This window comes from Allosphingosinicella sp. (assembly GCF_036570505.1).
In the GTDB taxonomy this organism is placed as follows: Bacteria; Pseudomonadota; Alphaproteobacteria; order Sphingomonadales; family Sphingomonadaceae; genus Allosphingosinicella.
Window position 1 is genome coordinate 1 of sequence record NZ_DATCYB010000037.1, and the last position, 10,973, is coordinate 10,973.

Genomic DNA, 10,973 nt, shown 5'->3' on the forward strand with positions numbered 1-10,973 from the left:
CAACGCCTTCTTCATCAAGGACGGAGCGATTCACACGCCGACGCCGGACTGCTTCCTCGACGGCATCACGCGGCGCACCCTGATGGACCTCGCCCGCAAGCGCGGCATCGAGGTGGTCGAACGCACGATATGGCCCGAGGAGCTGGAAGGCTTCGAGCAGTTCTTTTTGACGGGCAGCGCGGCCGAGGTGACGCCGGTCGCATCGGCCGGTCCCTGGAACTTCGAGGTGGGCGAACTGACGCTGCAGCTCCGCAAGGACTATCTCGACCTCGTCAACCGCCAAACTGGCCAAGTATGAAAGCCGCGCCGCGTCGGCTGGGGAGTCGAGGAAAGCGCTCGTCCTTTGCGGCGCCGGAGGCGAGTTTGAGCGGCGGGATAAAGACCGATCTTGATCACCTGCCGGAGGGGAAAGGCGGGAGCTCGCCTTCATCATCGACTTGATCCGCGAGGGATTCGCGTTCGCGATCGCCCGCCGGACGATGCCGGACCTGCGCGGTGACAGGCTGCTCAAGATCATCCTGCTCGGCAGCTACGCGCGCGGCGACTGGGTCGAGGACCCGGTCGGACGCTACTTCTCGGACTTCGACCTGCTTGTCGTCGTCGACCGCGAGGAGCTCACCGATGTGCCTGAATTCTGGGCCAAGACCGATGAGCGGCTGCTCGAGTAGCTTGCATCGGGCTGCAATCTCCGCACGCCCGCCAGCGGCTCCGGCAGCGGGTAGGCGGTAGTCGATTTGACCCGCTCCATGGCGAAGCGGGACGTAACATTCTTGAGCGGGACCGCCTTGATCAGTCTTTGATAGAAATCGTCGAAGGCGGCCATATTGGGCGCCGTTACACGAAGCAGATAATCGACATCGCCCGCCATCCGGTAGACGTCCATTACCTCGGGCATGGCGGAAACGGTTTCCGCGAAACGCTTCAGCCAGTCGCCGCTATGATCGCCGGTCTGGATCTCGACGAATATGGTAAGGTCGAGGCCGATCGCCCGCGGATCGAGCAGCGCGACCCTTCGCTCGATGACCCCCGCTGCCTCCAGTTTCTGAATGCGGCGCCAGCAGGGCGTTTGCGAGAGATGCACGCGATTCGCGATCTCGGCGATCGAGACGGACGCATCTTCCTGAAGGATGGCGAGGATCATGAGGTCGGTACGATCCATCCATTTTTCTCCCGTGAATTAGAACAATATTGCGCCTTGACGCTGCTGCAGCGCAAAATTCCCGCTATCTCGCTGTAGCAATTGATCCCTGGAATTGTCCCCGTATTAAGGTGCTTTCCGCAGTCGAGATAGGGCTGCGTGACCTTAGTTGAATCGTGCGGAGCGGCAAGTGAAAGTAGAACAATATTCTAGCCGCACTCTGTTCGATGCGCTTGGCCGGATCGGCGGGGAGAGGCCCGCCGAGCGGCTGGAGGCACTCCGCGAGGCGGTGCCCGGGCGGATCGTCTTCACCACCAGCTTTGGATTAGAGGATCAGGCGTTGGCCCACCTGATCTTCAAGGGGCGTCTCGATATCGAGGTGGTCACGCTCGATACCGGGCGCCTCTTTCCCTCCACCTACAAGCTGTGGGCCGACACGGAGGAACGGTACGGCGTTCGCATCCGCTCCTATCATCCCGATCAGGCGGCGCTGGCGACGCAGATCGCCGATGCCGGCATCAACGGCTTCTATCATTCGAAGGAAGCGCGGCTCGGCTGCTGCCAAGTGCGCAAGGTCGAGCCGCTCGGGCACGCACTGAAGGGTGCCTCCGCCTGGGTGACGGGGCTTCGGGCGGACCAATCCGACCAGCGCGGTAGGGTAGAACTCGCCGGATGGGATGAGGAGCGCGGGCTGATCAAGGTCTCGCCGCTCTTCGATTGGTCGCGCGAGGAAGTGGTGCGGTTCACCGAGGCCGCGCGGGTGCCGGTCAATCCGCTTCACGCGCAAGGCTTTCTCTCGATCGGGTGCGAGCCCTGCACCAGGGCGGTGAAGCCCGGCGAGCCGGAGCGCGCCGGCCGCTGGTGGTGGGAGACCGACGCAGCCAGGGAATGCGGGCTCCATGTCGCCGCCGATGGCCGGCTGGTCCGGCGGAAGAAGGCGGCATGACGCTCGCGCGTGAGAAGATCGCGGAGGCGGAGCGCGTGCCGATGGCGGTCCCGGCGCGGATCGCACCGCTGGCCAACCTGCCCGTCTTCCACAAGATCGAGGGACGCAAGGCGGTCGTCGCCGGCGGGTCTCAAGGCGCGCTTTGGAAGGCGGAACTGCTTTCGGCGACAGGGGCGGACGTGCTCGTTCTGGCCGGCCACGAAGCCGGGGCGAAGCTTTTCGCGGAACTGGCCGCGAGCGCGGTCGCGGGCGAAGTGACGGTGCTGCCCCGTCGTTGGCAAGCGTCGGACCTGGGGGGCGCCGCGCTGGCCATCGCCGATATTGCCGACCGCGGCGAGGCGCTGCGCTTCGTCGCCGCCGCGCGCAAGGCGGGAGCGCCGGTCAACATCATCGATCAGACGGAGCTTTGCGACTTCCAGTTTGGCACCATCGTCAACCGCTCGCCGTTGGTCCTCGCCATCTCGACGGACGGTGGAGCGCCGATGCTCGGCCAGTCTATCCGTGCCCGCATCGAGAGCGTGCTGCCGCTGGGGCTCACCGGCTGGGCCAAGGCGGCGCGGGAATGGCGGCCGAAGGTGAAGCAAAGAATAACGAGCTTTTCCGATCGTCGCGGGTTCTGGGAGCGCTTCACCGAACGGGCCTGGAACGAAGTCAGCCGCGCGCCGACGGCTCGCGATTTCGACGAACTGATCGGCGGCATCGATCCGAAGCCGCGCAAGGGCAGCGTGATGCTGGTGGGGGCCGGTCCCGGCGACGCGGAGTTGCTGACACTGAAGGCGGTGCGGGCACTGCAATCGGCGACGGTCATCCTCTACGACGATCTGGTAGAAGCCGATGTGCTGGAGTTGTCCCGGCGCGAAGCGCGCCGCGTGGCGGTCGGCAAGAGCGGCCATGGTCCCTCCTGCAAGCAGGCCGACATCAACCGGCAGATCGTGGAGCTGGCCTTGGCCGGTGAGCGGGTCGTGCGGCTGAAGGGCGGCGATCCCCTCGTCTTCGGGCGGGCGACCGAGGAAATCGACGCATGCCGGGAGGCAGGTGTCGACGTGTCGGTCATCCCCGGTATTTCGGCGGCGCAAGGGGCGGCGGCTTCGCTCGGCTTCTCGCTGACCGAGCGCCGGGAGGCGCGGCGCGTTCAGTTCGTCACGGGCCATGGCGCCGACGGCAAGCTGCCGGAGAACATCGATTGGCAGGCGGTTGCTGACGCCGAGACGACCACTGTGGTCTATATGCCGCGCAAGACCTTAGCCGGCTTTGTCGAGCAGGCCCTCGCCCATGGCCTCGCCACCGACACGCCGGCCGTCGCGGTCGCTTCGGCGACGCGGCCGGAGCAGCAGCAGGTTTCCGGTCCCATTTCGCAAATCGCCGCGCTCGCGGAGACGCTGCCCGCCGGCGCGCCCGCCACCGTCATCATCGGCCGCGTCGCCCGCCAACGAACGGCGATCGGATCCCCCATCATTCCGATCGAGAGAGTCGCAGCCTGATGAACGCCGAGACGAAACTTCGCCGCGGCCTCACCCATCTCGAGCAGCTCGAGGCGGAGAGCATCCACATCATGCGCGAGGTGGTCGCCGAGACCGAGCGGCCGGTGATGCTCTATTCGGTGGGCAAGGATTCGGCGGTGATGCTGCATCTCGCCCGCAAGGCCTTTTACCCGGCCACGCCGCCTTTCCCGCTGCTCCATGTCGATACGACGTGGAAGTTCAAGGACATGTATGCGCTCCGCGACCGCACGGCGGCGGAAAGCGTCATGGAGCTTATCGTCTATCGCAATCCGGAGGCGGTGGAGCGCGGCATCAATCCGTTCGACCACGGGCCCCTCCACACCGACCTATGGAAGACGGAAGGGTTGAAGCAGGCGCTCGACAAATATGGCTTCGACGCCGCCTTTGGCGGCGCGCGCCGGGACGAGGAGAAGAGCCGCGCGAAGGAGCGCATCTTCAGCTTCCGCACGACCCAGCATCGCTGGGATCCCAAGAGCCAGCGGCCGGAGCTGTGGGACCTCTACAATGCCAGGAAGGCGCGCGGCGAGACGATCCGCGTCTTCCCGCTCAGCAATTGGACCGAGCTCGACATCTGGCAGTATATTTATGCGGAGGACATTCCGATCGTCCCACTCTACCTCGCCACGCCGCGGCCCACGGTGGAGCGCGACGGCCTTATCCTGATGGTCGACGACGATCGCTTTCCGCTTCGCGAGGGAGAGACGCCGGTGGAGCGCTCGATCCGCTTCCGCACGCTCGGCTGCTATCCCCTGACGGGCGCCGTCGAGAGCGAGGCGGCGACCTTGGCCGAAGTCATCCAGGAAATGCTCGTCGCCACCACCTCCGAGCGGCAGGGCCGCGCCATCGACCGCGATGCCGGAAGCGGCAGCATGGAGCGCAAGAAACAGGAAGGTTACTTCTGATGGCCACCGCTTTTCGCGATGTGACGTCGGCCGATGCGGCCCGTCAGGCCGTCGAGAACTATCTGGCGGCGAACCAGCGCAAGTCGCTGCTGCGCTTCATCACCTGCGGCTCGGTGGACGATGGCAAGTCGACCTTGATCGGCCGGCTGCTCTACGACAGCAAGCTGCTGTTCGAGGACCAGCTCGCCGCGCTCCAGAGTGAGAGCAAAACGGCCGGGACGCAGGATGGCGGCCTCGATTTCGCGCTGCTCGTCGACGGGCTTGGCGCGGAGAGGGAACAGGGCATCACCATCGACGTCGCCTATCGCTTCTTCGCGACCGCGCGGCGCAAGTTCATCGTCGCCGACACGCCGGGCCACGAGCAATATACGCGCAACATGGTGACCGGCGCCTCGACCGCCGATCTCGCCGTCATTCTGATCGACGCGCGCAAGGGCGTGCTGATCCAAACGCGCCGTCACTCCTATCTCGTTAATCTGCTCGGCATCCGCCGGATCGTGCTCGCCATCAACAAGATGGACTTGGTCGGCTATGACGAGGGCCACTTCAACGAGATAGTGGAGAATTATCGCCGCTTCGCCCGTGAGGCGGGGATCGAGGCGTTCGTCGCCATTCCGATGTCGGGCCTCAAGGGCGACAACATCACGGCCGCGAGCGAGGCCATGCCCTGGTATCAAGGGCCGACCTTGCTGGAGCATCTGGAAACCGTGCCCCTTGCCGCAACCCGCGAAGCGGCGCCCTTCCGGATGGCGGTTCAGTGGGTGAATCGGCCGAATTCATCTTTCCGCGGCTATGCCGGAAGGATCGCGAGCGGCACTGTCCGCCCCGGCGACGTAGTCTCAGTCCTTCCCTCGGGTCAAACGGCGCGGATCGAGCGCATCGTCACCTTTGACGGCGACCTCTCGCAGGCCAACCAGGGCCAGTCCGTCGCCGTCACGCTGGACCGAGAGCTCGATTGCTCGCGCGGGGATGTGATCGTCTCTGCGGCGGAGCGGCCGGCGCTGGCCGGCGGTCTTTCGGCTATGGTCGTCTGGATGTCGGACGAGCCGCTGGCGACCGGCCGTTCCTACTGGCTGAAGATCGGCGCGCGGACCCTTTCGGCCTCGGTCGATCATGTCGACCATGTCGTGAACGTCTCGTCAATGGAGAAGGGCGACGGCCGGCCGCTGGCGCTCAACGACATTGGCCATTGCGCCATCCGCCTCGATCGCCCGGTTCCGGCCCTTTCCTATTCGGAGAGCCGGGTGCTCGGCGGCTTCATCCTGATCGACAAGATCAGCCACGCGACCGTCGCCGCCGGCATGGTGGACGGCTTCACCGAGCCCGGGCGCCGGAAGGATCATGCGGACGCGGAAAACCGCATCCTCTGGGTCGCCGGCCCGGCGAACGCCGCGCGGACGGCCTTTGCCGCCAAAGCCCAGCGCCGGCTGGAGGCATTGGGACGATCGAGCTTCGTGCTCGACGAGGCGGTGCTTAGGTCCAGCCTCAGCAGCGATTTGGGCGAAGGAGACGCGGCACGGGCCGAGAATGTCCGGCGCGCGCGGGAAGTCGCCAAGCTGATGGCGAGCGCCGGGGTGCATGTGCTGGTGGCGCTGGACGTGACGCCGGCCGAGGCGTTCCCCGGACGCAGGATCGACGACAGCGATATGGGACAGGAAAGGACGGACCAATGGGTCATATGATCCTGGCGGCCGAAGGCGCGCTCAGCATCGATCAATGGCGGCATGTCGAGGAGCTGAGCCGCACGCTGACGTCGGCGCAGGCGCGCTGGATCAGCGGCTATTTCGCCGGCCTCGATGTGGGTATCGCGCGGACCTTTCCCTCTGACGCGACGATCGTGCCCGTGGCGGCCGAGACGGTGCGGGCGGGACGCACGCTTACCATCCTTTACGGCACCGAGACCGGCAATGCGACGGAGGTCGCCAAGTCGCTGGCGGAAACGGCGCGAAGCCAGGGTCTTTCGCTGGAGCTGTTCGACATGGCCAGCTACAAGCCGCGCCGGTTGAAGGACGAGCAGGATGTGCTGATCGTCGTCAGCACCTATGGCGAAGGCGATCCGCCGCAGCCGGCCATCGGCTTCTTCGAATTTGTCGAAGGCGACAGGGCGCCGAAGCTGGGCGGGCTCCGCTTCGCCGTGCTGGCGCTCGGCGACTCCACCTATGAATTTTATTGCGAGGCTGGAAAGCGTCTCGATAAAAGGCTGGAGGAGCTCGGCGCCACCCGGCTCAGCGACCGTGTCGATTGCGACATCGACTATGACGATGCCGCTGACGCCTGGAAGAAATCGGTGGTCGAACTGCTGTCCGCCGAGAAGCCGGCGAGCGCCGCCGCGCCCGCGCCGTCGGTATTCCCCTCGGCGCCGCCGGTTCACGACAAGCGCAATCCGTTCGCCGCGACGATCCTTGAAAACATCGTCATTGTCGGTCGGGGATCGAGCAAGGAAACCCGACACATCGAGCTTGACCTTGGTGGCTCCGGCCTCAGCTACGAGCCCGGCGACGCGCTTGGGATCGCCGCCGTAAACGATGCCCCGGTGGTCGCGGATGTTTTGGAGGTCGCCGGCCTCGCCGAAGACGCGCCGGTCAGCGTCAAGGGCGAGACGCTGGCGCTTCAGGAGGCACTGCGCGAGCGCTACGAGATCGCCCAAGCCTCGCCCCGATTCATCGAGCATTGGGCGAAGCTCAGCGGTTCGGCGGAACTCGGTCGGCTTCTCGGTGAGGAGCGGGCCGCCGAGCGGGTCGCTTTCCTCCGCGAGCATCATGTCGTCGACATAATGCGGCGCTTTCCGGTGACCGGTTTGGAGCCGGAAAGCCTGGTCGCCGGACTGCGGCCGCTCCAGCCGCGGCTCTACTCGATCGCATCGAGCCTAGCCTTCGCGTCGGACGAAGTGCACCTGACCGTATCGCCGGTCCGCTACAGCCTGCACGGGACGGGCCGCACGGGCGTCGCTTCGGCTCATCTCGCCGACCGGGGAGAGATGGGCTCGACCCTGCCCGTCTATGTCCAGAGCAATCCCCATTTCCGGCTGCCCGCCGACGACGTGCCGACCATCATGATCGGCGCCGGCACAGGCGTGGCGCCGTACCGTGCCTTCCTGCAGGAGCGGGAGGCGCGGGGCGCCGGCGGGCGCTCCTGGCTGTTCTTCGGCGAGCGCAACTTCCGCAGCGACTTCCTCTATCAGGCCGAGTGGCAGGAGCATCTCAAGGCCGGCACCCTCACCCGCATGGACGTCGCCTTTTCGCGCGACCAAGGCGTGAAAACCTATGTACAGCATCGGCTGCTGGAGCAGGCGGCCGACCTCTACGCCTGGCTTGACGAAGGCGCGCATCTCTACGTCTGCGGCGATGCCGCCGCCATGGCGCCCGATGTCCATGAGGCGCTCACCGCCATCGTCGCCTCCGAGGGCGCGCTCAAGCGGGAAGAGGCCGAGGATTATGTCCGGCGCCTCCAGGCCGACCACCGCTACCAGCGCGACGTTTACTAAAGAAGAAGACCCATGAACATCCAGACCGCAATCATCGACCGCAGCAAGGACCTTTCCCAGCCGCTCGACCGGCTGGGGCCCGACGAGCGGCTGAAGCATGACAGCGATCAGCTTCGCGGCACCATCGCATTGGACCTGCTCGACCGCATCACCGGCGGCGTGCGCTTCGAAAACAACAAGCTGATGAAGTTCCACGGCATCTATCAGCAGGATGACCGCGACATTCGCGACGAGCGCCGCCGGCAGAAGCTGGAGCCGGCCTACAGCTTCATGGTGCGCGTGCGCCTTCCCGGCGGCATCTGCTCGCCCGAGCAGTGGCTGAAGATTGATGAGCTGGCGCGGGCGCATGGCGGCAACACGCTCCGTCTGACGACGCGCCAGACCTTCCAGTTCCATTGGGTGCTGAAGGAGGATGTCCGCCCCACCATCCAGGGGCTGCACGAGGTGTTGCTCGACACGATCGCCGCCTGCGGCGATGACGCGCGCGGCGTTATGTGCACGGCGACGTCCTCGGACTCGGGGGTTCATGCCGAAGTCGCGGCGCTCTCCAAGCAGCTTAGCGATCATGTGATCCCCAGGACGCGCGCCTATCATGAGATCTGGTATGGCGAGGAGCGGGTGGCGAGCTCTGAAGCAGAGGAGCCCTTTTACGGACCCACCTACATGCCGCGTAAGTTCAAGATCGGCTTCGTCATTCCGCCGTCGAACGACATCGACGTCTATACGCAAGATCTCGGTTTGATCGCCGTGACGGGGCCGGCTGGCCTCGAAGGCTTCAACGTCACCATCGGCGGCGGCATGGGGCGGACCGACAATCAGCCGAACACCTATCCGCGTCTCGGCGACTTGGTGGGCTTCATTCCCAGGGACCGGCTGGTGGAAACCACGCATGCGGTGATGTCGGTCCAGCGCGACTATGGCGATCGCGTCGAGCGGGCGCGGGCGCGCTTCAAATATACGATCGACGACAAGGGGCTCGCCTTCATCAAGAGCGAGATCGAGGCGCGCATGGGCTTCGCCTTCGAGGCGGCGCGGCCTTTCGCCTTCACCTCGAACGGCGACCCGTTCGGCTGGCGTGAGAATGGCGCCGGCCGCTTCGATTATGCGCTCTTCATCCAGAACGGGCGCGTGTCGAACCTGCCCGGCAAATCGATCATGGACGGCCTTCGAGCCATCGCCCGGGTTCACAAGGGCCTGCTGCGGCTGACGCCCAACCAGAATCTCATCATTGCCGATGTCGAGCCGGAGGCCCGCGCCGCCATCGACGTCTTGCTCACCGAACATGGCCTCGGCGACAGCCACCGCGGAAGCGCGTTGCGGCTCAATTCCATCGCCTGCGTCGCGCTTCCAACCTGCGGTCTCGCCATGGCCGAGGCGGAACGTTACCTGCCGGACCTCATCACCAGGATCGAAGAGATATTGGAGGCGAACGGTCTTTCGGACGAGCCGATCACCATCCGGATGAGCGGCTGCCCCAACGGCTGCTCGCGCCCTTATGTCGCCGAGATCGCCCTCACCGGCCGTGCCCCGGGTAAGTACAATCTCTATGTCGGCGGCGGCTTCCATGGCGAGCGGCTGAACACGCTCATCCGCGAGAATATCGGCGAGGCCGCGATCCTCGAAATCCTGGGCGACCTGCTCGGCCGCTATGCTCGTGAACGCGAGGCCAATGAGCGCTTCGGCGACTTCGTCATGCGTGCGGATCTGATCGAAAGCGAGAAGATCCGATAGTCATCAATGCGCCGGTTTCCAGGAGGCGCGCCAGGGGAGAAGGATGACCAACGATTTTTACCGCATTCGGCGCCTGTCAGCTGCGGCGGCGTCATCGTCGCTCGCTCGGCGCGGGACCGGGTTTCTTGCGTGGATTGGCCGGGATATACCGGGGTCCGCCCTGGCGGCTTCCGCCGCGGCGGCGGCCCTTTTGGCGTTGATAACTGTTCCCAACCTCCAGCGGGGCGCCGAGTTCGAAACGGCTACAGGCGAGGTTCGGACGATCGCCCTCGCCGATGGAAGCGTGGTCACTTTGGGAGCGGCCTCCGAGATCGAAGTCGCATTTTCAGATCGCGAGAGACGGATCGAACTAGCCTCCGGGCAAGCCTTTTTTGAGGTGGCCCATGATCCGGCACGGCCTTTCCATGTAGATGCTGGCGCCGCGACAGTGCGGGCGCTGGGCACGAAGTTCGACGTGAACCGAAGCGCGTCCCGAGTGCGCGTCGCCGTTCTGGAAGGCGTTGTCAGGCTGAAGGCGTGGGCCGTCGACGCAGATTCGGGCGCCGCTCACATTCTTCGCGCGGGCCAGCGTATGGAAGCTCCGACGACTCTGTCCGCGCCTGTTACGCAATCGCTGGCGGTTATTCCTATTGAAACGGCTGCTCCCGGAGAATGGCGGCAAGGACGTCTCGAATATGAGAACAGCCGGCTAGCCGACTTGGTCGCCGACGTGAACCGCTACTATGCGCCGGGCGTTGAACTGGACGAGAGCGCACGCGACGTTCGCGTGACCGCGTCCTTCCGCGCCGATGAAATCCCGGTATTTCTGAACACGCTCGAAGCAGAGTTACCGCTGTCGGTTGAGCAAGAGCCCGATGCACGTTTCCGCATCGCGGCGCGCCTCGCGCATCACGCTTCCTGAGGTTGAGATGGAGCCGAGCCACCCAAGTTGGATCGTGCGGCGCGCGAATGAAAGTAGCAAATTATACTACCGACGCTCCATTGTGCTTGGCCGAAACGGCGGGAACGGGCCGCCGAGCGGTTGGGGGCGCTTCGCGAGGTAGTTTCCGGCATGCGGACCTGAACGCAGGCGAGGAGATCCGATAGTCAACAATGCGGCCTGTTTTCCAGGAGGCGCCAGGGGAGAAGAATGACCGACGATTTCTACCGCATCCGCCGCCTGCCGCCTTATGTTTTCGCCGAGGTGAACGCGATGAAGGCTGCGGCGCGGGCGCGGGGGGAGGATATTGTCGACCTCGGCATGGGCAATCCCGACGGGGCGCCGCCGGCG

Annotated in this window: 10 protein-coding genes and 1 pseudogene; 10 read left to right on the forward strand and 1 reads right to left on the reverse strand. The window is 65.3% G+C overall.

Features of this window, described 5'->3' with window-relative positions:
* Positions 1–298 (forward strand): aminotransferase class IV (locus VIR62_RS02870; protein ID WP_431868538.1); only part of this gene is annotated, 298 nt, incomplete at its 5' end.
* A 139-nt stretch (positions 299–437) separates the two neighbouring features.
* Positions 438–668 carry a nucleotidyltransferase domain-containing protein gene (locus VIR62_RS02875; RefSeq protein WP_431868540.1) on the forward strand — a complete coding sequence of 77 codons (231 nt, stop codon included), beginning with the start codon at positions 438–440 and terminating at the stop codon, positions 666–668.
* On the opposite strand, the gene VIR62_RS02880 is transcribed toward VIR62_RS02875, so the two are convergent.
* Complete coding sequence (locus VIR62_RS02880; protein WP_431868541.1) at positions 569–1,159, reverse strand: Lrp/AsnC family transcriptional regulator; 591 nt, start codon at positions 1,157–1,159, stop codon at positions 569–571. The genes VIR62_RS02875 and VIR62_RS02880 overlap by 100 nt on opposite strands.
* A gap of 169 nt (positions 1,160–1,328) precedes the next feature.
* On the opposite strand from VIR62_RS02880, the gene VIR62_RS02885 reads away from it, so the two are divergent.
* The 8 genes and pseudogenes from VIR62_RS02885 to VIR62_RS02920 all read left to right on the forward strand — a co-directional run.
* Positions 1,329–2,084, forward strand: coding sequence for a phosphoadenylyl-sulfate reductase (locus VIR62_RS02885; protein WP_431868543.1), 756 nt, complete (start codon positions 1,329–1,331; stop codon positions 2,082–2,084).
* The gene (gene cysG, locus VIR62_RS02890) at positions 2,081–3,565 is read left to right on the forward strand and encodes a siroheme synthase CysG (protein WP_431868544.1); all 1,485 of its coding nucleotides are present in this window, start codon (positions 2,081–2,083) and stop codon (positions 3,563–3,565) included. The genes VIR62_RS02885 and cysG overlap by 4 nt, the downstream gene beginning before the upstream one ends.
* On the forward strand, positions 3,565–4,488 hold the full coding sequence (cysD, locus tag VIR62_RS02895; RefSeq protein ID WP_431868546.1) for a sulfate adenylyltransferase subunit CysD: 924 nt from the start codon (positions 3,565–3,567) through the stop codon (positions 4,486–4,488). Before cysG ends, cysD begins: the two co-directional genes overlap by 1 nt.
* A complete protein-coding gene (gene cysN, locus VIR62_RS02900; protein WP_431868548.1) occupies positions 4,488–6,170 on the forward strand; it encodes a sulfate adenylyltransferase subunit CysN in 1,683 nt (560 codons plus the stop codon). Before cysD ends, cysN begins: the two co-directional genes overlap by 1 nt.
* Positions 6,158–7,972 (forward strand): assimilatory sulfite reductase (NADPH) flavoprotein subunit, encoded by a 1,815-nt coding sequence (locus VIR62_RS02905; protein ID WP_431868550.1) that lies wholly within the window; start codon positions 6,158–6,160, stop codon positions 7,970–7,972. Before cysN ends, VIR62_RS02905 begins: the two co-directional genes overlap by 13 nt.
* A 12-nt stretch (positions 7,973–7,984) precedes the next feature.
* Positions 7,985–9,703: an assimilatory sulfite reductase (NADPH) hemoprotein subunit gene (gene cysI, locus VIR62_RS02910; RefSeq protein WP_431868551.1), complete on the forward strand. Its 1,719-nt coding sequence runs from the start codon at positions 7,985–7,987 to the stop codon at positions 9,701–9,703.
* A 43-nt stretch (positions 9,704–9,746) separates the two neighbouring features.
* Complete coding sequence (locus VIR62_RS02915) at positions 9,747–10,604, forward strand: FecR family protein (RefSeq protein ID WP_431868553.1); 858 nt, start codon at positions 9,747–9,749, stop codon at positions 10,602–10,604.
* Between the two features lie 228 nt (positions 10,605–10,832).
* Positions 10,833–10,973: pseudogene (locus tag VIR62_RS02920) on the forward strand (aminotransferase); the annotation flags it as partial.